This window comes from Brevibacillus laterosporus DSM 25 (assembly GCF_002706795.1).
GTDB classification, from domain to species: Bacteria; Bacillota; Bacilli; order Brevibacillales; family Brevibacillaceae; genus Brevibacillus_B; species Brevibacillus_B laterosporus.
The window spans coordinates 1,502,080-1,528,227 of sequence record NZ_CP017705.1 but is presented as its reverse complement, the minus strand read 5'-3'; the positions used below and the strand labels follow the sequence as shown (position 1 = coordinate 1,528,227).

The 26,148-nt window shown below is 37.8% G+C and carries 28 protein-coding genes; 27 read left to right on the top strand and 1 reads right to left on the bottom strand.

From position 1 onward, the window contains the following. Positions 1–872 precede the first annotated feature (872 nt). The 3 genes from BrL25_RS07450 to BrL25_RS07440 all read left to right on the top strand — a co-directional run bounded on the left by BrL25_RS07450 (position 873) and on the right by BrL25_RS07440 (position 3,913). Positions 873–2,162, top strand: coding sequence for a helix-turn-helix domain-containing protein (locus tag BrL25_RS07450; RefSeq protein WP_018670378.1), 1,290 nt, complete (start codon positions 873–875; stop codon positions 2,160–2,162). 421 nt (positions 2,163–2,583) lie between these two features. Then, entirely contained in the window at positions 2,584–2,751 is a 168-nt protein-coding gene (locus BrL25_RS07445) for an aspartyl-phosphate phosphatase Spo0E family protein (protein WP_018670380.1), read from the top strand. Between the two features lie 511 nt (positions 2,752–3,262). Next, positions 3,263–3,913: a hypothetical protein gene (locus BrL25_RS07440; RefSeq protein WP_018670382.1), complete on the top strand. Its 651-nt coding sequence runs from the start codon at positions 3,263–3,265 to the stop codon at positions 3,911–3,913. A gap of 99 nt (positions 3,914–4,012) precedes the next feature. On the opposite strand, the gene BrL25_RS26490 is transcribed toward BrL25_RS07440, so the two are convergent. Then, positions 4,013–4,219: a hypothetical protein gene (locus tag BrL25_RS26490; RefSeq protein ID WP_418230121.1), complete on the bottom strand. Its 207-nt coding sequence runs from the start codon at positions 4,217–4,219 to the stop codon at positions 4,013–4,015. A gap of 366 nt (positions 4,220–4,585) precedes the next feature. On the opposite strand from BrL25_RS26490, the gene BrL25_RS07425 reads away from it, so the two are divergent. From BrL25_RS07425 to sufB, 24 genes are all read left to right on the top strand, one after another. Further along, positions 4,586–5,833, top strand: a complete 1,248-nt coding sequence (locus BrL25_RS07425) for a helix-turn-helix domain-containing protein (protein WP_051088570.1) — start codon at positions 4,586–4,588, stop codon at positions 5,831–5,833. A 445-nt stretch (positions 5,834–6,278) separates the two neighbouring features. Then, positions 6,279–6,440, top strand: coding sequence for an aspartyl-phosphate phosphatase Spo0E family protein (locus BrL25_RS07420; protein ID WP_081621584.1), 162 nt, complete (start codon positions 6,279–6,281; stop codon positions 6,438–6,440). Between the two features lie 321 nt (positions 6,441–6,761). Then, entirely contained in the window at positions 6,762–7,325 is a 564-nt protein-coding gene (locus BrL25_RS07415) for a PDDEXK family nuclease (RefSeq protein ID WP_018670387.1), read from the top strand. Between the two features lie 68 nt (positions 7,326–7,393). Then, positions 7,394–7,837 carry a hypothetical protein gene (locus tag BrL25_RS24735; protein ID WP_140576832.1) on the top strand — a complete coding sequence of 148 codons (444 nt, stop codon included), beginning with the start codon at positions 7,394–7,396 and terminating at the stop codon, positions 7,835–7,837. Positions 7,838–7,948: 111 nt separating this feature from the next. After that, on the top strand, positions 7,949–8,431 hold the full coding sequence (locus BrL25_RS07410; protein ID WP_140576829.1) for a hypothetical protein: 483 nt from the start codon (positions 7,949–7,951) through the stop codon (positions 8,429–8,431). A gap of 595 nt (positions 8,432–9,026) precedes the next feature. Then, positions 9,027–9,155, top strand: a complete 129-nt coding sequence (locus tag BrL25_RS26225; protein ID WP_018670391.1) for a hypothetical protein — start codon at positions 9,027–9,029, stop codon at positions 9,153–9,155. Between the two features lie 478 nt (positions 9,156–9,633). After that, a complete protein-coding gene (locus BrL25_RS26485; protein ID WP_412679209.1) occupies positions 9,634–9,987 on the top strand; it encodes a recombinase zinc beta ribbon domain-containing protein in 354 nt (117 codons plus the stop codon). A 137-nt stretch (positions 9,988–10,124) separates the two neighbouring features. Beyond that, complete coding sequence (locus tag BrL25_RS07400; protein ID WP_018670392.1) at positions 10,125–10,496, top strand: arsenate reductase family protein; 372 nt, start codon at positions 10,125–10,127, stop codon at positions 10,494–10,496. A gap of 201 nt (positions 10,497–10,697) precedes the next feature. Further along, the gene (locus tag BrL25_RS07395; RefSeq protein ID WP_003334553.1) at positions 10,698–11,243 is read left to right on the top strand and encodes a peroxiredoxin; all 546 of its coding nucleotides are present in this window, start codon (positions 10,698–10,700) and stop codon (positions 11,241–11,243) included. 91 nt (positions 11,244–11,334) lie between these two features. Beyond that, complete coding sequence (locus BrL25_RS07390) at positions 11,335–11,787, top strand: redoxin domain-containing protein (RefSeq protein WP_018670393.1); 453 nt, start codon at positions 11,335–11,337, stop codon at positions 11,785–11,787. Positions 11,788–11,937: 150 nt separating this feature from the next. Further along, the gene (gene gcvH, locus BrL25_RS07385) at positions 11,938–12,318 is read left to right on the top strand and encodes a glycine cleavage system protein GcvH (RefSeq protein WP_018670394.1); all 381 of its coding nucleotides are present in this window, start codon (positions 11,938–11,940) and stop codon (positions 12,316–12,318) included. A gap of 148 nt (positions 12,319–12,466) precedes the next feature. Beyond that, complete coding sequence (locus BrL25_RS07380) at positions 12,467–13,822, top strand: hypothetical protein (protein ID WP_018670395.1); 1,356 nt, start codon at positions 12,467–12,469, stop codon at positions 13,820–13,822. 48 nt (positions 13,823–13,870) lie between these two features. Continuing rightward, entirely contained in the window at positions 13,871–14,566 is a 696-nt protein-coding gene (locus BrL25_RS07375; RefSeq protein ID WP_018670396.1) for a response regulator transcription factor, read from the top strand. Positions 14,567–14,569: 3 nt separating this feature from the next. Next, positions 14,570–15,958 (top strand): HAMP domain-containing sensor histidine kinase, encoded by a 1,389-nt coding sequence (locus BrL25_RS07370; RefSeq protein WP_018670397.1) that lies wholly within the window; start codon positions 14,570–14,572, stop codon positions 15,956–15,958. Between the two features lie 230 nt (positions 15,959–16,188). Then, on the top strand, positions 16,189–16,620 hold the full coding sequence (locus BrL25_RS07365) for a hypothetical protein (RefSeq protein ID WP_018670398.1): 432 nt from the start codon (positions 16,189–16,191) through the stop codon (positions 16,618–16,620). 57 nt (positions 16,621–16,677) lie between these two features. Then, positions 16,678–17,079, top strand: coding sequence for a VOC family protein (locus BrL25_RS07360; RefSeq protein WP_003334561.1), 402 nt, complete (start codon positions 16,678–16,680; stop codon positions 17,077–17,079). A gap of 422 nt (positions 17,080–17,501) precedes the next feature. Further along, entirely contained in the window at positions 17,502–17,864 is a 363-nt protein-coding gene (locus BrL25_RS07355; protein ID WP_018670400.1) for an SCP2 sterol-binding domain-containing protein, read from the top strand. A gap of 278 nt (positions 17,865–18,142) precedes the next feature. Then, positions 18,143–19,720, top strand: coding sequence for a phosphoenolpyruvate carboxykinase (ATP) (pckA, locus tag BrL25_RS07350; RefSeq protein WP_018670401.1), 1,578 nt, complete (start codon positions 18,143–18,145; stop codon positions 19,718–19,720). Positions 19,721–19,966: 246 nt separating this feature from the next. Continuing rightward, on the top strand, positions 19,967–20,557 hold the full coding sequence (locus BrL25_RS07345) for a DUF1802 family protein (protein ID WP_018670402.1): 591 nt from the start codon (positions 19,967–19,969) through the stop codon (positions 20,555–20,557). Positions 20,558–20,920: 363 nt separating this feature from the next. Continuing rightward, the gene (gene sufC, locus BrL25_RS07340) at positions 20,921–21,703 is read left to right on the top strand and encodes a Fe-S cluster assembly ATPase SufC (RefSeq protein WP_018670403.1); all 783 of its coding nucleotides are present in this window, start codon (positions 20,921–20,923) and stop codon (positions 21,701–21,703) included. Between the two features lie 24 nt (positions 21,704–21,727). Further along, positions 21,728–23,029 (top strand): Fe-S cluster assembly protein SufD, encoded by a 1,302-nt coding sequence (sufD, locus tag BrL25_RS07335; RefSeq protein WP_018670404.1) that lies wholly within the window; start codon positions 21,728–21,730, stop codon positions 23,027–23,029. Continuing rightward, positions 23,026–24,252 (top strand): cysteine desulfurase, encoded by a 1,227-nt coding sequence (locus tag BrL25_RS07330; protein ID WP_018670405.1) that lies wholly within the window; start codon positions 23,026–23,028, stop codon positions 24,250–24,252. Before sufD ends, BrL25_RS07330 begins: the two co-directional genes overlap by 4 nt. Further along, positions 24,239–24,676 (top strand): Fe-S cluster assembly sulfur transfer protein SufU, encoded by a 438-nt coding sequence (gene sufU, locus BrL25_RS07325; RefSeq protein ID WP_018670406.1) that lies wholly within the window; start codon positions 24,239–24,241, stop codon positions 24,674–24,676. The genes BrL25_RS07330 and sufU overlap by 14 nt, the downstream gene beginning before the upstream one ends. 42 nt (positions 24,677–24,718) lie before the next feature. Next, on the top strand, positions 24,719–26,116 hold the full coding sequence (gene sufB / locus BrL25_RS07320; RefSeq protein WP_018670407.1) for a Fe-S cluster assembly protein SufB: 1,398 nt from the start codon (positions 24,719–24,721) through the stop codon (positions 26,114–26,116). Positions 26,117–26,148: the final 32 nt, after the last annotated feature.

The window sequence follows — 26,148 nt, the reverse complement described above, 5'->3', positions numbered from 1 at the left end:
GTTCAAAAGGTATAAATGCTGGATAACTTGAAAAAACTACCTCTGAGCAATTCTTGATAGAAGATTATGCCCGCTCAGACGTTCAGCGGTACATGGATTATCTAGTGGCAAAAAAAGTCAGCTTCAACCATAAACAAGATTTATAATGCCAATCAAATCATTCAGTCGATGGAATGGCAAACAAGAGATTGTGGAAGAATTCGAGTAATGAAACAAATGGACTATAAACAACAAGCCCCTAAAAGAAGTAAGAAGGGCGATAAAAAGATACATAGAGGAACGATCTGACAGTAACGATGCACTGTTTCTGAGTAACCGACAGCAGCGTATTAGTGTAAGAAGTGTTCAACATTTATTAGAGCAGTATTCAAGATATAGGAGTGATTCAGTCTCTTAGCGGACATAAGTCAGCAGATATGGTTTTACGTTATAGCAAGCCCACAGAGGAAGACAGACAAAAAGCGGTTGATAATTTGTTTTTAAACTAAGCTATCCTATATGGATGGCTTTTTGTTTCATAATGACTGAATAGTTTTTGGAAGGGGGATACTTTACATCCATTCAGCATGTGCATATTCGAATATGGGGATGAACACTTCCATAAATCCACCCTAGATGTTGAATTTACGATACGTTAACAGATGTAATCATAAAGTCGTTCATACTTCTCTTTTTTGATACCATTTGATGAAACATACATTTTATTAGAGCTATTTATAATCCTTGACTTTCAAAATCCTTTTCATAAAAGAAAGTAAATCAATCTATTATTTTTTATTGTTATTTACAAAAAAATACAATAAAGTTAGAATTAAGTTAAAATCAATAAAGGAATCAATGAAATTATTTATAAATTATGGAAGGGGATTAACATGAATGTAAGTCTAACTTTCACAACATTGGGGGAACTGATAAAGGAAAAAAGAATAGGTCTGGGAATTAGCTTATCGGAATTAGGAAGAGTAACAGGGATTAGTAAAGGGGTTTTATCGAAGATTGAATCTGGGGAAACGAAACGCCCAGAGCTACGGACATTAAAACCGATTGCAGATGTTTTAGAAATCCGCTATGAAGAGATCATTGAACGCTATGTTGATGTTGAGCACAGAATTGATATCTTAGACCAGATTCTTTCCGAATCTATCGAAATTTCTAATATATCACTGATTTCAAAAGTGGCGCAGCAGATTATGAAATCTCCTAGCGAGGATACTTATGTCATATTAGAACATCTATATAATCGCAGTTGTTCAATCGTAGATAACGAAGTTAGGCTAGTAATGTACGATGTTATTATTAAATATGCCAGATTACACGGGGTACCAAAGTATATAGCCAAAGGGCTATTGCAGAAATACTTGATTGAGAGAACAGATTTAATTCACCTTGAAGATACCTTCAAGAATGGAGAAGAGATTCTGCATTACATAGATTTTTTAGACAAAGAAGAAAAAATCAGTCTTTACTATAAAATGTCATTTGATGCACACGATATCAAAAAGTATGAAAAGTGCATTGAGCTTGGCAAGATGGGACATGCTGAAGACGAAACAGAAAATGAGCTAAAACAAAGAGTTGCTTTAGCGATATGCAATTCTTATTTCAGAATGAAAAACTTTTCAAGCCTAGAAGAACATCTGAAGATGTATGAAGAACTAGGCTATCGCTTTATAATTGACCGTACAAAAACTTTTCTTTCAGTTATACTGTCAAAAAAGGGGAAGTATCAGGAAGCTATACCTTTGCTAAAAGAGTGTGTAGAAGAAGCAACAAAAAATAACAGAATTCATAGGGTCAATGAACTATTAGAGGCATTACTCAACATAAATGATGTAGATTCTATCCAGCAGGTTATAGAAAGAGAGGAAAAGAGCTTTTCATTTGATTTTAACAACGTTTATAATTTTTCTGGCTTAGGGAAGTACTTTAAATATAAAGGTGCATTTCTTGTAGACTGTGATTTGTTTAATGAGGGAATGGAGTCTTATCTCCAAAGTATGTACTACTATAGCAAAATCAACGACAAGAAAGGCATTATGAAGTGCCAAGAAGACATTTACAAATATCACTATGAAAAAGGGAGAATAATGGAATTGCCCCTTCTGAAAAAGCTAACAGAAGTATATAATATGGTAAATAAAGGTGATGAAAAGGAGGAATAAGAAATGAAAAAATATTTAGCCATTTTCACAACTGTTTCATTACTTACGCTATTCACTGTAGCTAGTTATAGTATCTCGGAAAGTCAGACAGTATACAGTAGTACAAAAGCATATGTAGATAACCCACAAGGCTAATGTACCCTTGTATATTTATCCCTCTTTAGGACGCTATAAATTTAGCGTTCTTTTATTTTGTGAATTTTTGTCGTAATTTGCAAAATGTACTACTTTTTTGAATAAAAGGAATTTTATAGTACATATGGTAAAATAATACTCAGGAGGAAGAGAGGAGGGAGTAAAATTAGTTTGTTCAAAATTAAAGGGGCGTTCCCATTAGTTAGCACACCAGTGGAACGTCCCCGTCATGAATAACAAAAAATGTTATTCGAATCAATTGTATCACTTAAATAAGGAAAGAGAAATGGAAAATTTCAAATCAAAAGATGATTTACAGAAGCTTATAGAACTCCTCCGTAAAGAATTAGAGATGTTGTATTACAAAGAAGGCTCATTTGTACACCCAACCGTACTACAAATGAGCCAACAACTAGATGAGTACATTTTAATGTTTAAGAAGATTAGACACTAGTTGGTCGGGATGAGTAAGCTGTACGGGAAACTTTACGAAACCCAGTAGGGAAATAATTATATAGCCGTTGTTCAGCTTTTCATTTATGACAACTAGGTGGTTTACAACATGTTGGTTTGGGAAACTATTATCAAGAAACCGAAAGAGGCTACAGCTAGAAGACTTCGAAAATAAGAAATAAGGATCACTAATCAGATCGCCAAATGCAATTGGTTAGTGAAGCCAAGAGCGTTTTTCTGGAAACAAAAAAACATTAAAAAGGATGCAATGAGGAAATCCTAATCGATTCAGATACTTTAATTCCTTCCTGGCATACTTATTTCTTATTTTTTTTTACTATTAGTACTGCTACAAGGATCACTAATACTATAACAACTAGACCTAATAGGAAATAAGTTGGACCAATTCCATTCATATGAGAACCTCCAGTAAATATCTGATTTTTTCCTAATTATGTCATAAACAGAGTGATAAATAAATAAATTTACAGAAAAGGGAGAATTGATATTTAATGAAAAAATTTTGTGTTCCTTTGTTGTCTATGGCACTATTTGCATCTGTAATAGGATTTACTCCTGATTATGCTTCAGCTAAGAAAGTTACTAGCGTAAATGTATCAGAAGATAATCAGGACAAAGTTGATAAAAGATTTACTGAAATTGCGGAAAAATATGAAATAGGAGAAGCAATTAAAGGTGACGACCTAGAATTCATTAAAAAATACAGCGTCATAGTAGAAGACAACGATGAAATGAAAGCTAAAGCAGTATGGGACATTGAAAAAGTGTTTAAGATAACAGGTTCTGCCAGCAATGAAGATTTAAGTGCTAAACTCTCAGGAGAATTAACTGCGGTAGTGGGATTTTGGCACAATACAGTTGACGGCGATCTTAAACTAGCTGTGACTAAAGGAAGTCCAAAAAAATATAGATTAAAAGCAAATTTACTTGGTTTTGGCCTCGTTAATTCAGACGGTGATGTAGGAAAAACCGTAGATAAAACATTTGATAGTGATTGGAATGAAAGCACCAAAAAAAGCTATCCTTACACCTTCGGTGGAGATATATATGCAAATATAATATATTACAATGTGTCTGTAGATGGCTCAGTTAAAAGTAGCAACGGAACTTTAACTGTAAGAGGAAAAGAAGATAAAGATTGATAATAGCTATTGAATAAAAAGCGTCCGAACTCGATTGTACTGCACCCCAATTGTAAGACACACCCAACAATTGGAGGTGCAGTTTTTCTATGGCTAAATTTAGATAAAGGAAAAACAAAAAGAAAAGCTTAAAGAACGTCCAAAAGGATTTACAAAACAAATTAGATAAGGCTTGGAAATAGATGTTGTTTTAAAATCTTGCTGGAGTAGATTAGGTCTCTCCATAACTCTGTCTTTGCTTCCTTGTGGGCGGAATTTCTTACGCGTAATGGATCGAATATCGGCCTTATTCATTAATCGTTGCACTTTTTTCTGGCTAATAGAAAAGCCTTCTTTATTCAAAAGATAGTGATTTTGGAAGCACCATAATGTCCCTTGCTATCCTGATGAATTTCAATCATTCTTTTTGTAATCAGTTGGTTCTCTTTATGACGTGGAGAGGCCTCTTTCTTTTGGAATTGATAGTATGTACTTCTGGAAAGATTGAGTACCTCACACATGGTCTGTACAGAGTACTTTTCTCTGTTTGCTTCAATAAATTGATTCCGTTCTGCTGTTTTTACATATATATACAATAAAGTTAGAATCAAGTTAAGATTAATAAAGGAATCAATGTAATTATTTATAAATTATGGAAGGGGATTGACGTGGTTTCAAATCTAGGGAGAACTTATAAGGCAAAAAAGAGAAGAGTTAGGAATCAGTTTATCAGAAGTTTCCAGAGTGACAGGGGTTAGTAAGGGGGTTATTTCCAAAATAGAAAGTGGTGAGACTAAGCGCCCAGAGTTACGAACTTTAAAACCAATCGCAGATGTTTTAAACATTCCTTATGAGGAAATAATTGAAGGGTATATAAAAGTTGAACACCGATTCGGAATATTACATGACTTTTTAATGGAAGTCGCTGAAATTTCTAAACCTGATTTAATGGAGAAAGTGGCAGTAAAGTTCCTTGAGAGTTCAAAAAAGGATTCTGTCGAATCATTAGAAGATTTATTTCGAATAACCGGAACTTTCCGGAAAAACGATATCATGTTAACCCTTTATAATATCATAATCAGATATGCTAGAGCGCATGGGGAGTCGCAATACATAGCCAAAGGGTTATATCAAAAGTATATGATCGAGAGAGAAGAGCTTAAACATTTAGAGGAATCATTCAAAGTTGGAGAAGAGGTTCTGCATTATGTCGATTTTCTTTCCCAAGAAGAAAAATTCACTCTCTACTATAGAATGGCACTTCACGCACATAATATTAAAAAGTACGACAAATGTGTAGAGTTAGGTAAAATGGGGATACAAGAAGATGAAACAAAAAATGATCTTAAAGAAAGTGTAGCATTGGCAATGTGTAATTCTTTTGTAGAATTCGAAGACCATGCCAGTCTTCATCTACATTTAGATGAATGTGAAAAAAAGGAATATCATTTTATTGTTGAATGTATAAATTATTATCGAGCGATTATTCTTTCACAAAGAGGTGATTATGAAAAAGCCATTCCTTTGTTGCAGGAATGTTTAGAAGAGGTTAAAGGCATTAGACGCTTGTATCGATTAAACAGGCTGTTAGAAGCTCTATCTAAAGCAAGAAATATCGAACTAATCAGAGAAATAATACAGTCTGAGGAAAACCATTTTTCATTTAATCCAGTTACACCACATCAATATGCCCAGATAGGTATGTACTATAAATTTACAGGAAATTTTCTTATTGAAAATGGGCAATTCGATTTGGGTATAGAACAACTTCTTCAGAGCATATCCTATTATGCTTTGATAGGTTCCTATAAGGATATTATTGAATGTTCCAAGGAAATTTTTTATTATCATGCCCTTTTCATAAAACATACTAAATTTGAAATTGCAGGAAAGTTGAACGAATTGTATAATGAAGTTACCATGGGAGAAAAGAGGGAATAATGATGAAGAAAATTGTAATTTCTACTATTATCTTTTCAACCTTCTTATCACTTACATTTTTTGCTTGTGATAAATTTACGGAAGCTTATCCAGAGAAGTATTCAGCTTCTAAAGTTTATAACGAAGACCCCGGACATTAATCATTTGAAATTTTTCCAGTGGACGCCACACTTTTTACAGAGTGGTGTCTTTTTTATTTATAACAAAGTGTGGATTATGTAATAATTTGTCAGATTTTGTTGAACGTTTCGATTTTTTTTATTTTGCAGAAAAACCGATACGGTTGGTAAAATATTGAACAGGAGGAAGAAAGGAGGGTATCGCCTTCGGATTATATGATTTGTTAACTAAAAGGAGCGTTCCCATTAGTTTGCACACCATCGGAACGCCCCCACCTTGAGGAACAAAAAATGTTTCTCAAGTTTATTTTACCACTCACTTACAAGTGAAGAAAGTAGAGAGTTTCAGATTAACAAACGATTTACAGAAGATTATTGAACGCCTCCGTCAAGAATTAGAGCAGTTGTATTGTAAAGAAGGTTCGTTTTCAAGTCCAACAGTATTGCAGATGAGTCAACAACTAGATGAGTATATTGTTGCCTTTTAAAAGTTTACAAAACATTAAACTAGTTGTCGGATATGAGAATAGACTGTACGGAAACCTGCGGAATCCTTTGGGATAAAATGAGCCGTTTTTTAGCTGTTCATGAAGGTATCAAAGCCAGTATGATATTACACCTAATATGGAGTGTTATTTATGAATTTGTGGGATTTGGAAAAGAAAAAGTTGTTGAAAGAAAAGAAGAGGCAAGAATGGGGAGAACGAAGAGTTCAGCCTAAAAATGAAGCCAAAAAAATTTAAATCAACAAGGCTAATAGAAGCTAATGTAATAAATCAAAACATTTTGGAAGGTGATAACATTTGAATATGAAGGTGAAAAAGGGGATATTGTCTCTACTGACAGTTACATGCTTATCTTTAACTTTTACTTCCGTTGTTACAGCATCATCTACTAGTACAAATGTAGTGCAAGATACAGAATATTTTGATCCAAGTCAACATAATATGCAGTTTGATGAAAAAACAGGCTGGTATGTTGATACTCCTGGTAAGACAGTTTATGACCCGATAAACTTTAGACTTGTCATAATTGAAGCAGATGTCTATTTAGACTTAAAAACCAAGAAGATCGTCCCATTAGAAACACACAAAGGTATTATTGAAGAACAAAAGGTTGTCAGCGCCACTCTTAAAGCTATTAAAGGTTTCGGTAAAATCGTAAGAGCTGGTGGATGGGTGCTTGAGAAGACCATAGGCTTATGGAGCAAATCTAAGGCGGATTTAGTAAGGAAGTACTCAAGAGAAATTGCAGATGCTTGCGAAATGGTGGAAGCTGGCACTAAGAAGGCTATGATAAAAGCATTAAAGAGATTTAACGTACCAGAGGATGTAGCAAAGGATATTACTGATATCATTTTCTGGTTCATATAATTTAATTGAATCATAACCTAGATCATATATGGTCTAGGTTATGATTCAATTAGAACAAGGAAGGTGAGATGAAAATGAAGAGATATCCTTGGTTAAATGCTTCTGTTTTCTTTTACATTCTTGGAATAGTCGTAGCTGGTGTCGCAGTTGGCACTTTAATTCATACTGTATTTTTCTATTTAATGTCTCTAATATTTGACATAAGAATAGAGTCCTTTTTTTCTGTGATTTCTTTTTCGATAAGCGTGTATCTACTGATAATACCATCTTTTTTGTCCAGTTTTATCACTTCCGTGATCAATACAAAATTAGCTGTAAGTGGCATAAAATTAAGACTTCTAGAAACTGTAGTATCTTTCGTGCTTTACTACTTTTCAGTATCTTTTTTAGAAGCTATGTATTCAGGAATTTCTATTTCACCAGTGGGAATTGTAGCATTTGCGTTAATTTACGCTTTGTTAATAAGATACGATGAACTCTATAATTACTTGAAAAATAAAATAATATCATAATTACTTACAACTGGAAAAATTTATCTTATACTTATAAGGAGGCTGTGTAAAAAAATAGATAATGTTCCAATGATAGGTTTCAACAATCGGAAAGTAGAAAGGTTGACTAAGTTGCAGAAAAGAGCTTTAGTAGCAAGTCTAGCGGTAGTTGGCTTAACTTTAACTAGCTTTCAAGGTGTAGATGCTTCTATTGTCAACAAGGCAAGTCAAACTACGGTATCCCAAAGTGACTCTAAAGCAGTAGGCGAATCAAAAGGCGGTCGCTTTGAACCTATGAAAACGAGAAAGCCGATTGACGGACAGAAAATTGCTAACAATACTCAGGATGATTTTGAATTTGATATTCCTGCTGGGTTCTGCTGGGTTAAAGTATATGTATTTAATACAGGAGATGCTGATATCAATGTCTCAGTTACTAATGCAAAAGGTAAAGAGGTTATGAGTGGAAAAGTAAGATATGGAAGAGCTTTTGACATAAAAAGTAGTTCTCCTTGGAGCACTGGTTTGCATACAGTCTCAGTTACATCGGCTGAAGATATGTCTGGTAAAGTATCAGTAAAAATCGCAGAAAACAAAAGCGAACTAGATAATTAAACCTTGGATGGGGGTTCGTATCGGTAATACGCTAGAAGAATTACAAGGATACTAGGTTTAACATCTGGAAGCTTGTAGATTAAATAATTGGTTCTCAAAAAGTCATATGTGTAATACAAACGTCCGAACTTAAATTCGGACGTTTGTTCTTTTATTATCATTATTTATTCCATGAAAGATAAATTACTTATTCTGTGGCTCTTGCCCACTAGCAACCCTTACCCGATCAGCCAGCTCCCCCAAGTATTTGGCTTGCTCCTTCATCATTGCATTCCAAAAATCTTTTTCCATACAGATAATGTCCACATTACCGTTAATACCAGCCACTTTCCCACTATAGGAATCTTGACAGCTATTGTTGGAGAGTTTGGGTTACGTAAGAAACAACAAGATATAATGGAGGACATGATTGCACCTGCAAAAAAGCTGAACGAGCTTTTCAAAAAATCAAATCAAACTCTCCTAAGAATCTACAGAATTTGCTACCAATCCAAGGAGTAAGTGAAGTATCGTAAAATTATAGAACCGCCTTTTTATGGGCGGTTTTTTATTAATAGATAGTTTATATTTTATTAACTTATAGGAGGCGATAAAGTTGGCTGAGTATTTTTTTCAAGTGTTGTATGCTGGTTTGTTAATTGCTATTGCTTTTGGGATTAAGGAACTGAACAAACAAATTAAAACTGTAATTGAATTACTCAAAAAAAATAATAGCAAGGAGTAAAGCTAAGATTTTGATATTACTTACTTACTATTTATATGGAGCCCTGTTAAACATATTTCATATACCTTAACGTCCGAATCCCCCATACTCGGACGTTTTTTCTTGTATTAAATAAGACCTGTGTGTTAGCTGTAAGATTAATCAACAAAGTATAGCCTCTTCATAGAGGACTAGTTACAATAAGAATGCCCATGATTCTTGAAATTTTTAGGATTCATGGGTATTTTAAATGGATTTTTAAATATTAATTATAAAAGTTGTTAAGTTGTTTGACTGGGGCTATATTAACTTATTCGATCGCCCTTCTATATACAAAAGAAAAAATTTTAGAAACTAAGGTGCTCTTAATCAATTTTTTGTTATTTAAGAATATAATCAAAGTAGCAGTTATTGTACAAAAGAGGTGAATTCATGACAGTAACTACCCTCATCTGAATAAATAAGGGTATCATCTGTGTAATACAGCTCACCAAGGTTTCTGCTTACATACTCTCTAAGAAAAGAAACTTGGTGTTCAATTGAATCACCTAATGTAAGCAAAAGCAAAAAAATAGTTAAATCTAATGATCCTATAATTGTTGAAAATTGTCATGAGCCAATTATAGATAATGATACTTTTTTACGAGCAAATGAAATAATGAAAAAACGCAATAAACAACAGACCGTTAGTAATAGGGCAAAATATCCACTAACCGGAATATCCTTCTGTGCAAAATGTGGAGGTGCGATGGTTTGTCAAAAGAAAACATCCGAATGGCGAGGGAAAAGACATACGTCTAGATACTATAGATGCTCATCTACTCAAAACTATAGAGATAGAAAGTGTACTTAAAAAGTATAAATGCTGGGAAACTTGAAAAAACTACCTCTGAGCAATTCTTGTAGAGTTCACAAAAATGAAAGAAGGAAAATGTGTTACTAACCACGAAATTGAGGTTATGTCACATGTTTATAGAAGAGGTGAGGATTTTGACAAACGCACCAAATATTCGTTTGTATAGTTACGCAAAATGCAGTACATGTCGTAAAGCTAAACAATGGCTGGATACCAATGAGGTTACATATGAAGAGATTCCAATTGTAGATACTCCACCATCGAAAGAGGAATTACGACAAATCTGGCAAAATAGTGGAGTTGATATTCGTAAATTATTCAATACCAGCGGTCAATTCTATCGTGAGTTGAACTTGAAAGAAAAGCTGCCAACAATGTCAGAGGACGAGATGCTAGAGTTACTGGCATCCAATGGTAAACTCATTAAGCGACCTCTTATAACAAATGGTACGAAGACAACACTAGGTTTTAAAGAACAAACATTGGAAGAAATGTGGGGCAAATAGCGGATTCTTCTATACAAAAATGGAAGAGCTGGATACGAACCTTCATTACAATGGGTACTATACATAGAGATTGAGGATCATTGTCAAACAAAAACCACTGTTTAATAAAAATTATTACAAATTAATATTGACTATAATCTATTAGTTTTGATATCATAACTCTTGTAGATAATATTAACATTCCTTAAGGAGGTAATATATATGGCACAACGTATTATTGGTCTTCAAGCTCCTGATTTTTCAATGGAAACAGTATCCGGTGACGGAAAAGAATTCGGTCGTGTTTCCCTTTCTGATTATAAAGGTAAATGGTTGGTATTGTTCTTCTATCCATTAGATTTCACTTTTGTATGCCCAACTGAAATTATCGCTTTGAGCGATGCATACGAAGATTTCAAAGATTTAGATGCAGAAGTACTAGGTGTATCTGTTGACTCTGTACATTCTCACAAAGCTTGGATCAACACTCCACGCGACCAAAATGGTCTTGGTGGTTTGAACTATCCACTTGCTGCTGACTTTAACAAAACAGTTGCTCGTTCTTTCGGTGTGTTGGATGAAGAATCCGGTGCAGCTTACCGTGGTCTATTTATCATCGATCCAGAAGGCGTTGTTAAATACCAAGTAGTAACTGATATGAACGTAGGACGTTCTAACGACGAAACTCTACGTGTTCTTCAAGCTCTACAATCCGGCGGACTTTGCGCAGCTAACTGGCGTCCAGGCCAAGCTCATCTAAAAGGATAATTCCTGATTTAGATGGGGTATCGTTTTACACAAACAAAGGGTCTAACTTTACAGTGTTAGGCCCTTTTCTATATTAAAGGAGGCATGAACCATGCGTTTACGTGAAGAACTTCCAGATTTTCCAGGCATCACAGAATGGGTAAACGGTCAAGTTTCTAAGGCTGATTTGCAGGGGGAAAGAGCAGTTCTTGTACATTTCTGGTCCGTTAGTTGTTACATGTGCAAAGAATCTCTACCACAAATTAACGAGTGGCGTGACAAGTATGCAGATCAGGGCTTAAAAGTGATTGGTATTCATATGCCGCGTTCCGAAGCTGATACAGATATTGCTAAAATCAAAGAAACAATTGCTCAATATGAGCTTACACATCCAGTAGCGATTGATAACGAGATGGCAACAACAGATGCGTTCCAAAATGAATATGTTCCTGCCTACTATCTGTTTGACGAGACAATGGCACTTCGCCATTTCCAAGCAGGTGAAAAGGGCTTAAATATGGTCAAAAAACGTTTGCATCGAATTTTGGGTATTGAAGAGGATTAGGGTCCTTACATGTCCAATTATGTAGAGGGGTAACTCTAAAAAGACCCCGTTGCTCACAAACTCCACACGATAAGAGCAATGTCGGCTTTGCCGTCACCAGAAGTCTTGGAATAATCATCCGAGTGTTCTACGAAAAAAGGAGGAAGTTAGATGGATTTTCCAAAAGAGTTACGTTACAGCGAAGAGCATGAATGGGTACGTGTAGAAGGCAACAAGGCTTATATCGGTATTACTTCTTTCGCTCAGTCCGAACTAGGTGACATCGTATTTGTTGAATTGCCAGAAGTAGGTTCCACAATCCAACGTGATGAACCATTCGGTAGTGTAGAATCTGTTAAAACCGTATCTGAGCTATATGCTCCAATTACTGGTAAAGTATTGGAAATCAACGGTGCACTAGAAGATGAACCTGAATTGGTAAATACATCTTCCTATGACAAAGCATGGATGATCGTGGTTGAGGTGTCTGATTCCAGCGAGTTGGATAAGCTTATGGATGCGGATAAATACGAAGCAATGGTAAAAGAATAATCAGTAACGCTTATTAACGTTATGAACAGAAAGATCGGTTATAAGAAACCGATCTTTTTTTGCTTTCGTAACCTTTTTGCAAACATTTTAAAGTGATACTCTTTTATAATGAAAGAAAGGTATGTAGTAGCTGGAGGTTTTCTTACATATGGTTATGAAAATGAGACATTGGAGCGCTGGAATGCTGTTGATAGGGCTGCTGGCAGGTTGTACACCTGTTGCCTCCCCAAACGAATTGTTAAAGGCTCCTACTTTAAATGAAAATCAGGAAGAAGTAAAAAAGGCCGTATTAGCTAATTTGCCTCAAGGTAGTTCGCTCATGATTCCACGTAATAACCCAGGTGAAAATGGAGCCATTATCGAAAAAGACTTAAATGGTGATGGAAGTAATGAAGTCGTGGCTTTTTATAAATCGGGCGAGTATAACTTGGGATTTATTGTGATGCAAAAAACAGGGAATAGCTGGAAAAAGGTTGGGCAGATCGAGGAAACGGGTCAAGATGTGGATTATGTTGCCTTTGAGGATGTTTCAGGAGATAAGGAAAAAGAGATTTTCGTTAGTTGGATGGCAAGTGAAGATGTAGACAAAGAGTTTGGCGGTTATAAGTGGAAAGATGGACAAATGATTCAAATTTTAAAAACATCTTGCAAGGAAGCTCTCGTAGGGGATTTAGATAAGAGCGGGATATCGAAAGCTTATGTTTTCAAGCTGGATCGAGACAAAATGAAAGCTCCTGCGGAAGTGTACCATTATGACAAAGCGATTTCAAAAATGAAAATGGTTCAACAGTTAGAACTAGATTGGTCTATTAATGGGTATGAAAATGTTTTATTAGGCAAAGCAACCAGTGAACAAAATGGGATATTTTTAGATTCTGGTGTTGGGGCTCATTCGGGTCAAACAGCCCTATTAGTAAATAACAAGGATAAGCTGACGCAGGTAGACCTGACCAATTATGATAACGTGACGTTTAAGCCCTATTCTACTTTTAGTAAAGACGTTAATAATGATGGAATTATCGAAATCTCGACGTTAGTACAGCCGGTAGGAGCAGAAGATTTGTCCATGGTTGATACTCCTTGGATTACAGAGTGGTATCAATGGAATGGTCAAAAAGGCCTGATCAAAGTAAAAGAATCCTATGATGACGTTAACAATGGATTTCAAGTAAATATACCAAACTACTGGTTCGGGCATTACACGGTAAAGCTAGTTACTACGAAAGACGCAGGAACGATCACATTTTTATATGTAGACTCTCAGGGAAGGCCTTCTGCTGAGCTGTTTACCATTGATCCGATTAAAAAAACAGAATGGCCGAATACAGAGAGGGAGTTAAAGCTACAAAGAAAAGAGTATGGTGTTATTGATGAAAATGGAGAACACGTCTTTATTGTACGATTCCCGACTGATATGAGCAGAGTTCCAGCGAACGAGCAGTCTACTTATCGAAAAATGCTATTCAATTTGCAACAGGTTCAAGAGGTATTTCGCAAAATATAGATAGATTAGCAGAGCAGCTAGATACAGGGCAGGAAGGAGTAACGACAGATGAAAGTATTATTACTGGAAGATGAAGAATCCATCCGTGGATTTGTAAGAATTCAATTTAAACGAAATGGTTTTGAAGTGTTAGAGGCGGAGACAGGGGAAAAGGCCTTGGAAATTGCTAAGAAGGAGCCTGACATCGCGATAGCCGTATTAGATGTAATGCTCCCGGGAATCAGTGGTCTAGAGGTCTGTCAAGAATTACGGAAGATGTACCCGCAATTGGGGATTATTATGTTGACTGCTAAAGCTCAAGAAGTAAATAAAATAGAGGGATTAAATATAGGAGCAGATGATTACATTACAAAACCCTTCAGCGCCGCTGAGCTGATTGCTCGAATGAATTCACTTAAACGACGGGTAGAAACGGTACCTTCCACGGTAAAACCAGGTGAATTGATTACTACAGGTCCATTTACCCTGCGATTGACGGATAGAAAAATGATTAAAAACGAGCAAGAAATAGATTGCACGCCTAAGGAATTTGCTATTATCCAATTATTAATGGAACAAAAGGATCGTGCAGTCAGTCGCGATGACATCTTAAATGAAGTTTGGGGAAAACATTATATTGGGGATTTAAAAGTAGTAGATGTCAACATTAGACGCATTCGCCAGAAAATCGAGGATGATCCATCAAAACCGAAATATCTGGAGACAGTCTGGGGATTTGGTTATCAGTGGAAAGAAGGAACTTAGAACATGTATGGGATAAAAAAACGTCTAGTCATGAATTTTACCTTTGTCGTATTAATGGTAATTCTAGTACTAGGAAGTTCGTTTGTTTTAGGGGTACGTAGTTTTTATTATGGTGGTGCAGAACAAGCACTTCTTAGCCGTATCAATGTGTCTACGACCTTTTATAACAAATACATTCAATATTATAATCTGCAAAATAAAGCGAAATATATTTTTGAGCATATGTCACAAGATGATCTGGCACATGTTGAAATCATTGATTTAGATGGTAATGTGATTTTAGATTTTAACGGTTTTACCAAACGGAAAAGTGTACTTACGCAAGATGTGCAAGACGCATTAAAAGGCGACACAGGGGTTTGGATGGGGAAAAGTGAAGATACAGGTGAGCATATCCTTGCAGTATCTAAGCCGCTCACTTTTTATGATTCAACAGCAGGAGTCTTACGCTATGTGACCTCTGTTGAAGCGATTGACAAGGTTGTTAATCAAATAACTTTGCTTGTTTGGAGCATTGGAGCTGGTCTCGTCCTTCTATCTCTTATTTTAAATTTGATTTTATCTAAGCGGATTATAACTCCTATCGTTGAGCTTACGGGTGCGGCCAAGTCAATGGCAAAAGGTGATTTTAGTCAACGAGCTAGGAAGGTAGGAGACGATGAGGTTGGAACGTTGGCTGAAACCTTTAACTATATGGCTAGCGAATTAGAGAAGGCTGAGGAAATCAAGAACGACTTTATTTCTTCTGTCTCCCACGAATTGCGAACTCCCTTGACTTCTATTAAAGGTTGGTCTGAAGTGGTTTTGACGGGTGACATGGAAGACAAGGAAGAGACACGTATGGCCATGCAGATCATTGTTAAGGAATCCGATCGACTAACTGGATTAGTGGAACAATTGCTAGACTTTTCCCGTTTGCAGGCAGGAGGGATGGAGATTCATAAGACAGAGCTAGAGGTGAATCAGCTTTTAATGGATGTTCAGCAGCAATTTTCCGCACGTGCCTTCCAAAAAGAGATCCAATTGGTGACGGAAACTCCAGATGAACATTTGATCGTATTAGGAGACGAGAATCGATTAAAGCAAGTGGTGATTAATCTACTCCATAATTCAATGAAGTTTAGTGAGGAGCACACCACTATTACAATTCGCAGCTATCGGGAAGATCAGATGGTTATTATTGAAGTTATTGATCAGGGAGCTGGAATATCAGAAGAGGAATTGCCTAGAATTACGGATAAATTTTACAAAGGTAAGCATAAGCAATCAGGTAGCGGCATCGGATTATCTCTATGTTTAGAAATTGTAAAGTTACATCAGGGAACACTCCACATAACGAGCAAAGTAGGCATAGGTACAACGATTCAGGTCCGTTTACCTATGAATATATAATACGAGTAGTGAAGGAGAATAACAGGATTTCATTGAAAAATCATCAGAAACGGCTATAATCAAATACGGGATTGGTAGAATTATCATTGGTGAAACTGGTAGCATTTTAAACCTAGCATATCGGAAGCTTGTAAGATACAATCAAAGGACAATAACGATTTTGTACTTGTGTGTCTGTTCAGATAAAAACAAATAAGAGTTCGACCACATGTACATGGAAGGGAGAGCTTATGGGTTTTTGCTGTGGAGCAGGGATGATTGGCTCTTTTGGAACACTTCGTCACGAGGAAATTATGGTGCACAATGTACCAATCATGTATTGTCCGGTTTGTAATCGTACGAGGGTTCATCCAACCGTTGAAGGTGAGTATGAAATTCTTGTCGAATATGCTCAGGGAGATCACGCAGCAGAAGTAGATTTCGCAGAGTTTATAGATTTAGATAAGCTGTCCGAGCTGTTTGAGAACTGTTCAATGACAGATCAAGGTTCTTATGATGAAAGTCTGAAACGACAAATTGACATCGCCCTTGATTTGCTAGGTGTAGCCAAACAAATGAACGATTTGGAATGGCGAGAAGCTTTAACAAATAGATTAACAAATTTAAGCCATCGGTTACGACAACATCACGCCAATGAGCGAAAGACAAAAAAAGCCTTTTAATAGGGGCTAACCAGTGAACAGTTGATGGAGGTCAGCCGTTTAGGAGGATTGTATTCGATGCTTCAACTTCAAGGTGTTCATCATATTGCTCTTAGCTGTCGCAATGTGATGGGCGTAGCTCAATTTTTTCAAGAGATTTTAGAAGTACCGATTTCTCTTGATCAATCGGGAGAAGATGAGCCAGTTTATTTTAACATTGGGCCTTATACACGAATTGGTCTACATCCAACTACCAAAGAGCTAAATATAAATTCCGGTCACGTCGATCACATTGCATTTGCAGTGGCGACACGTGATGAATTAGACTATCTTGTTGATAAGTTGGAAGCGGAAAATATATGTTACCGTGGGCCGATTGAACGCCCGGGAAGTTATAATCTTTATTTTGAAACGCCAGACGGTCACCACTTGGAGATTCGGTTGGACAAGGATGAAGAGGATGAAACGGATGACGCCTAGAGAGGGCGTCTTTTTTCTTTGTGTATATTTCGCTAAACATCAACAAAAAAAAGGTCTGCCTTCACTTGGAAAAGGCAGACAGAAAGGAGTTTATAATGAAAAAGGGGGTACTAATGGGTGAGTAGTAGGTAATATACCTATCTACTAATTATTACCTATTATGCATTATTTTTCGGAAAATTTCAATCATTTTTTAATATTTTTTTAAAAAGTTAAATCAGTTTCCGCATATTCAACAAATTATCTTCTGGATTTTATTCGTGATATTTACTCCGTGAAGGAGAACGTAGAAATATGACGATAAAAACAGGCTTTGGTAGACAGGGAACGACAAAGCCTCCAATTCCTCGCCAAAGGTATCGACGGACCAATTTACGAATATGTAGTAGTGAATGGGTTGGATGTGAGCGGGGGGGATGACAATGGCTTCTCAATTAGAAGTGGTATTGTTTGAAGTACAAAAACGCTTGGAACGAAAAGGGCACTTACAAAATTTAATGAAGGATTGGGATCGTAAAATTGGATTCAAATTGGAAGACGGCACACGAGATTGTTGTTTAGTTTTTGGAAATGGAAAAATAATCGTAACAGAGTGGAATGCAAAGCAAAAGGTGGATGTTGTTGTAAAAGGGGAAATTCAAAGCTTACAGATGCTTTTGACAGGAGATGAGCTTTCCTATCGATATGCTAAGGGGAACATTGAGATGAAGGGGCACGTCCGGGATCAATTAAAATTAGACTCACTGCTACGATTGTCTTTGGGAAATGAGCAAAAACTAGCCTAGTTTCTGATCGTAAATATGCTCGTAGATATCAATACTATATAGATTACATCTGCCGCTTTTTAGAAAGGGGCTATTTGTTTTGACTACCGAAGCTGAAGATAGAATTCCATTTACTAGTCACATACCCAATTTTGAACGAATTATCTATAGTTATTCACATCTTTTTTAAAAAAAGTCGCAAAATCTTGTAGCTTAATTAATCTAATGTGATATACTAATTAAAAATAAAACTTGATATAGCCCACATTTTTTACGGTTGGGGAAGGAGATACACTTACATGGAAGCCAAAACGGTTAAGCGTCTATCTGAAGTTCTTGCTGGTGCCAATGCTCATTATAATTTGGCTGTACCCAAGTTGATTGAAGAAGCAATTAAACGTGGCGAAGGAGTTCTGACAGATAAAGGCGCTTTAAACGCGCTAACTGGCAAATTCACAGGGCGCTCTCCGAAAGATAAATTCATAGTTGATGAACCCTCTGTCCATGACAAAATTGATTGGGCCAATAACAACCCCATTCAAATCGAAAAATTTGAGCAATTACATGCAGAAGTTTTAGCTTACCTAGAGAACAAGGAACTTTATGTTTTTGACGGATTTGCTGGAGCGGATCGCAACTTTCGTTTGCCAATTCGTGTGGTAAATGAATTTGCTTGGCATAATTTATTTGCTCATCAATTATTTATCCGCCCAACAGTGGAAGAATTAGAAGGGCATCAAGCCGATTTTACTGTTATCTATGTTCCGAACTTCAAAGCAAATCCAGAGGTTCATGGAACCAATTCTGATACATTCATTATTATTAGTTTTGAACAGAAAGTAGTATTAATAGGCGGAACAGAATATGCCGGTGAAATGAAGAAGTCTATTTTTAGTGTGATGAATATGTTGTTACCTGAACGTAATGTGTTATCTATGCATTGTTCTGCTAATATTGGACGTGATGGCGATGTTGCTTTATTCTTTGGTTTGTCGGGTACAGGGAAAACTACCCTATCTGCTGATACAGACCGCCGCTTGATTGGCGATGATGAACATGGGTGGTCTGATCAAGGTGTTTTTAATATTGAAGGAGGATGCTACGCAAAATGCATTCGGCTTTCTGAACAAGGAGAACCACAGATTTGGAATGCAATTAATTTTGGTGCCGTGCTAGAAAATGTAGTGGTCGATCAGGCTAGTGGTATCGCAAATTATGATGATGATCGTTACACAGAAAATACGCGCGCAGCTTATCCTGTAGAAGCGATTCCAGGAGCTGTCATACCTGGTGTGGGTGGTCACCCTAATGTGATTCTTTTCCTAACAGCAGACTCTTTTGGGGTAATTCCTCCCATCTCTAAATTAAACAAAGAACAGGCGATGTATCATTTCTTATCTGGCTATACGAGTAAAATGGCTGGTACAGAACGCGGTATAACAACGCCACAAAGCGAGTTCTCTACTTGCTTTGGCTCTCCTTTCTTACCGTTACGTCCTGTGGTCTATGCAGAAATGCTAGGTAAAAAGATTGATGAGTCTAATGCGCTTGTATATCTGGTTAACACGGGCTGGACAGGTGGACCTGTGGGGGTAGGAAGCCGTATGAAATTGGCATTTACGCGTGCTATGGTAACGGCTGCTCTGCACGGTGAGTTGGAAAAGGTTGAGTACGCCACTGATCCCGTTTTTGGAGTACAAGTGCCAACCACTTGCCCAGGGGTACCTAGCGAAGTGTTACAACCACGTGATACATGGGCAGATAAGGATGCCTATGATCAGCAGGCAAATGAATTAGCAAAGCTGTTCCAGGCTAACTTTGCTAAAAAGTTTCCCAAAGCACATGATATTTCACAGGCTGGCCCTGTCGTTAAATAAGAAAGAGTAGTAGAAGACCCGGGAGTTTCTCCGGGTCTTTTTGTATGTTGCCTGATTGTGTGTCGAGTCCATGACAAATCGAACTCGTTAACTTTGCTAGGGTAGGGAATTCTGCTACACTGTGAGGAGTGACTAATAGAGAAAACTTCTCAAGTCTGAATCAATAGACACGTACACCTAGACATAAAAGATAAGAGTACGTAGCAAAAGAGGATGGAATACTTAAAAGGGAAGGGGCAACTACACATGAGTAACGATAAAAAACAACCTGAATCCACACTTTCTTTAAAAGAGTGGGCAGTTGCGATTAAGGCATTAGGAGAAGGAAAACAGATTATTACTGTCCGTAAAGGCGGTTTATATGAAGAAACAAGAGATTTTAAACTAGAAAACGATACATTCTATTTGTACCCAACCTATGAGCACCAAAAAGCTGAGATGATTAAACCTGAGAATCAGTCTGATTTGGAAGCAACTCTTGTAGGCTGGAGCCTTGATAAGCCGACTGTTGATATCGAATACTTTGCTCATATTACCGATGATATTGAAATCTTAGATGAAGCAAAAATTCGTGCTTTGAACCCATACCATATCTGGACGGATGACTTCGCTGATGTCCGCTTGCACTGGAAAAAGAAAAAACCACTGCATATTCTATTTGCGCGAGTTTATAAATTAGACAAGCCAGTAACGATTGAAATTGCTGAAGAATATAAAGGCTGTAAATCTTGGCATAACCTATTGTCAAGCATTCCGCAAGATGGTTATACACCAGTACTAAGCGACGAGGAATATGCACATAATCGTCAAGTGATTATGGATGTATTAACCAAATAAGTTTAAAATTTCTTTTTGACTGTAAGATTTGGAAAATCCCACTATGGCTAGTAGTGGGCTCTTTTCGTACTAGAGGAACGGTAATTTCACAAAATGGATAGGCGATTTAAACTACTGCTATGCGGCAGGAAAAACAGCATTACAAACAAGGAATTCTGCCGCGTAAAAATAGGCTTTTCTGGATTTAAGAAACATTCATGTTTTATAAATATGGCAATAGTTCTTTCCTTGCTTTCTTAGAATTATTATTATAAAATGTATTGAGAATGAATTGAGAATGCACAGGTTTTTCGATAGGATAGTATAGTGCTTGTCTACAACATCGTGAAGACTGGTTGATCATAATATATGGAGGTATGCAAGATGGCTGCTGTACATCTACAGATTAAGAATTTACGCGCAAGGATCGAAGAAAAGGAAATCCTAAAAGGTTTGAACCTAGAGATTAAAGGTGGAGAAATCCACGCGATCATGGGACCAAACGGAACAGGTAAATCTACATTAGCATCTACGCTAATGGGACATCCTAAATATGAAGTAACTGATGGTGAAGTTACATTAGATGGTGAAGATCTATTGGAAATGGCTGTAGACGAGCGTGCTCGTGCAGGTCTGTTCCTAGCTATGCAATATCCATCCGAAATCACAGGTGTAACAAACTCCGATTTCCTACGTTCAGCAATGAATGCAACTCGTGGCGAAGGAAATGAAATTTCCTTAATGAAATTCATCCGTGAGATGGATAGCAAAATGAGCACATTAGAAATGGACGAAGCTTTTGCTCATCGCTACCTAAACGAAGGTTTCTCTGGTGGGGAGAAAAAACGTAATGAAATTCTACAAATGATGATGATTCAGCCTAGTCTCTGTATTTTAGATGAGATCGACTCTGGGTTAGATATCGATGCTCTTAAAATCGTAGCAAAAGGTGTTAATGAGATGCGCTCTGAGGATCGCGGTTTCTTAATCATTACTCACTATCAACGTCTACTAGACTATGTGAAGCCTGATTTTGTTCATGTAATGATGCAAGGTCGTATCGTAAAATCAGGTGGTCCTGAATTGGCAGAGCGTCTAGAAGCAGAAGGTTATGATTGGATTAAAGCTGAGCTCGGTATCGAAGACGAGACCGTTAACGCAGAATAAAAGGCGAAGGAGGTCGAGACTATCATGAGTACAGAAACACAACTTCGCTTTGGTAAAGAAGCGATTAAGCAATTTTCCCAAGCGAATCAAGAACCAGCCTGGTTTTTAGAAAAGCGTCTAGCTGCATTTGAACAAGCACAGACGCTAGATCTACCTGTGTTGGAGAAAAGCAAAATTGATAAATGGAACTTCGATCAATTTCACCCGTTCCAATTAGAAGCCCGTGTAGACAACATCGAACAATTGGATGAAGTCGTAAAAGAACAACTGGACGATAAAGATATAACCAGCTTACTCGTACAGAAAAATGCGTCTGTCGTCTACCATAAGGTGGATGAAGAGTTGAAAAGCCAAGGCGTTATTTTTACTGACCTTGCTACAGCGCTTCGTGAACACGGTGAACTTGTGAAACAATATATCTATTCAATTGTCAAAGAAGACGAGCATCGCGTAGCTGCTTTGCATGCAGCAGTAGTAAATGGTGGGGTATTCTTGTACGTTCCAAAAAACGTAGAAGTGAAAATGCCATTGCAAGCTATTTATGAAGTAGCAGGCGAAGAATCCTTGCTAGCTCCCCATGTTGTTATCGTAGCAGAAGCTAATGCGCGTGTAACCTATGTAGATTCATTTGTATCTGCTGAGGGAACCAACATGGTAGCAAATAGCGTTGTGGAAGTACACTTGGGAGCTAACGCTCACGTACAAGTGGCGTCTGTTCGTTCCTTCTCCACTGAGGTTCACGATTATACGTTCCGACGTGCCGTGATTGGTCAGGATGCTAACATGGAATGGATTTTAGGCGAGATGAATGATGGTAACACAGTTGCGAACAATACCTCCATTATGGAAGGTAAAGGTGGAAACGCTGATACCAAATCCATCACAGTAGGAACAGGTAAACAACGCCAAAATCTGACTTCCCAAGTTCAGCATATCGGAACACATACTGAATCCAATATGTTGAGTAAAGCGGTAATGACAGATGAAGCGATTGCCATCCTAAACGGAATTACCAAGATTGAAAAAGGCGCAGAAAAAGCAAACGGTGTGCAAGCAGAAAACATTTTGATGCTATCTGAAAAAGCTCGTGGGGATGCAAACCCAATCCTTTTGATTGATGAAGACGACGTAAAAGCTGGTCACGCTGCTTCTGTAGGTCGCGTGAGTGAGGAAAGCTTATACTATCTTATGTCTCGTGGTATTGAGAGAAAAGAGGCTGAGCGTCTTGTCATTATTGGATTCTTGGACCCAGTGGTCGCCGAGATTCCGATTGAAGGAGTGAGAAGCAAGCTACGCCAAGCATTGGAAAGGAAGTTAGGACGATGAACGCACATGAAGTCCGTAAATTGTTTCCTATCTTACATCAAGAAGTAAACGGTCATCCATTGGTATATTTGGATAGCGCCGCTACTTCGCAAAAGCCGATTCAAGTTCTTGAAGTGGTAGATAAATATTATCGTAGCTATAACTCTAACGTTCATCGCGGCGTACATACGCTTGGTACGTACGCGACGGACGCTTATGAAGGAGCACGTGAAAAAGTACGTGCGTTCATCAATGCGAAGGAAACAGCTGAGGTAATCTTTACTCGTGGTACGACTACTGCGTTAAACACCATTGCGATTGGGTATGCTCGTACGTTCCTTACTGAAGGGGACGAAATTGTAACCACGCTGGTTGAGCATCACAGCAATTTTATTCCTTGGCAACAAGCAGCAAAGGCAACTGGAGCAAGTTTCAAGTTTATCCCGTTAGCTGAAGATGGTACGATTACCTTGGAGGCAGTGAAAGCAACGATCACACCACAAACCAAAGTGGTAGCGATCCATCACATCTCTAACGTTCTAGGTGATACAACTCCCATCAAGGAAATTGCTAAAATTGCACATGAAAATGGCGCTATTTTGGTTGTGGATGGTGCCCAAAGCGTCCCGCATAAAAAAGTTGATGTTCAGGATTTAGACTGTGATTTCTATGTGTTTTCCAGTCATAAGATGTGCGGACCTACAGGAATCGGCGTATTGTATGGAAAGCGTGCACTCTTGGAAAAAATGGAGCCAGTTGAATTTGGTGGCGAAATGATCGATTTTGTATATGAACAGGATTCCACATGGAAGGAGCTCCCTTGGAAGTTTGAAGGGGGAACGCCGATTATCGCCGGAGCCATCGGACTTGGGGCTGCGATTGATTTCCTAAATGATCTGGGCATGGACGAAATTGAAGCACATGAAAAGAAACTGATTAACTATGCAATGGAACAAATGAAAGAATTGGATGGACTTACGATTTACGGTCCTGTTGAACATAGAAGCAGTTTAATTACTTTTAACCTGGCGGACGTTCATCCGCATGATTTGGCAACGGTTTTGGATACAGAAGGTATTGCTGTACGTGCGGGTCATCATTGTGCACAGCCGTTGATGAGATGGTTGAAAGCTACAGCTACTGCCCGTGCCAGCTTCTATCTGTATAACACAGAAGAGGATGTGGATGCCTTAATCGCTGGGTTGAAAAAAGCGAAGGAGTATTTTGGAAATGTCTTCTCTTGATGATCTCTATAGACGTGTCATAATGGATCATTATCAAAAGCCACGGAATAAAGGTAAGCTAGAGGATGAAAACGGATTGGTTATCAATCTAAATAATCCAACCTGTGGAGACAGCATTTCGTTATCGTTACAAGTAGAGAACGGTGTAGTTGTGGACGCAAAATTTCTTGGAGAAGGATGCTCCATCTCTATGTCTTCCGCTTCTATGATGACGGAAGCTGTAAAAGGAAAAAACGAAGAGGAAGCGTTACGCTTGATTCAAATTTTCTCTGATATGATGCAGGGAAAAGAACCGGATGACTCTATTGATTTAGGCGATATTGAAGCTCTGCAAGGTGTCTGCAAGTTTCCAGCGCGCATTAAGTGTGCAACGCTCGCCTGGAAGGCATTGGAGCAAGGTATTAACCAGACGGACGCAAAGTAATATACCCTCCAACTGAATGGTGAGGCAAAAGGAGTGAACGATATGGCGAAGAAAGCCCCTGAAATCCAAGAGTATCAATATGGATTCCACGATAAAGACGTTTCGATCTTCCGTACGAAAAAAGGTTTAACTCGTGAAATCGTAGAAGAGATTTCTAAAATCAAAGAAGAGCCAGAATGGATGTTGGAATTCCGTTTGAAAGCATTAGACATTTTCTATAAAATGCCGATGCCTAAATGGGGTGGCGACCTCGACGATTTGGATTTCGACAACATTACTTACTATGTAAAGCCATCTGAAAAAGCGGGTCGTAGCTGGGATGAGGTACCAGAAGAAATCAAAGCTACCTTTGATAAACTAGGTATCCCAGAAGCAGAGCAAAAGTTCTTAGCTGGTGTATCTGCACAGTATGAGTCTGAGGTTGTTTACCATAACATGCAAGAAGATTTAGAGTCTCTTGGTGTTTTATTTACTGACATGGACTCGGCGGTGCGTTTATACCCTGAGATCGTGAAAGAGTATTTTGCGACAGTTATTCCGCCAGCAGATAATAAATTCGCGGCGCTTAACTCTGCTGTATGGTCCGGTGGTTCCTTCATTTACGTACCAAAAGGTGTAAAAGTAGAAACTCCGCTTCAAGCATACTTCCGTATTAACTCAGAGAACATGGGTCAATTCGAGCGTACGCTGATCATTGCAGACGAAGATAGCTTTGTTCATTACGTAGAAGGCTGTACGGCGCCAATCTACAGCACAGATTCCTTGCATTCTGCTGTAGTTGAAATCATTATTAAAGAACGTGCTCGTTGTCGTTATACAACAATTCAAAACTGGTCTAATAACGTATATAACCTAGTTACAAAACGTGCTGTAGCTTATGCCGATGCAAACATGGAATGGATTGATGGAAACATCGGTTCCAAGTTAACGATGAAATATCCTGCGGTTATCATGAAAGGACCACGTGCGAAAGGTACAGTTCTCTCTATCGCAGTAGCAGGTAAAGGTCAGCATCAGGATGCTGGGGCGAAGATGATTCATTTAGCACCTGATTGCACTTCCACAATCGTATCTAAGTCTATCTCTCGCGATGGTGGTAAAGTAACGTATCGTGGTTTAGCTCAATTTGGTCGTAAAGCAGAGGGAGCTAAATCCAACATTAAGTGTGATACATTGATTTTGGATAAATTATCTACTTCTGATACGATCCCATACAATGAGATCATGAATGACTACGTGACGCTTGAGCATGAAGCAACTGTGTCTAAAGTATCTGAAGATCAATTGTTCTACTTGATGAGCCGCGGTTTGAGTGAAGCAGAAGCAACAGAAATGATCGTAATGGGCTTTATTGAACCATTTACAAAAGAATTGCCAATGGAATATGCCGTTGAGATGAACCGTCTGATTAAGTTCGAGATGGAAGGTTCGATTGGTTAAGCCCTTGATATACCAAGGGATTAATGGTTCAT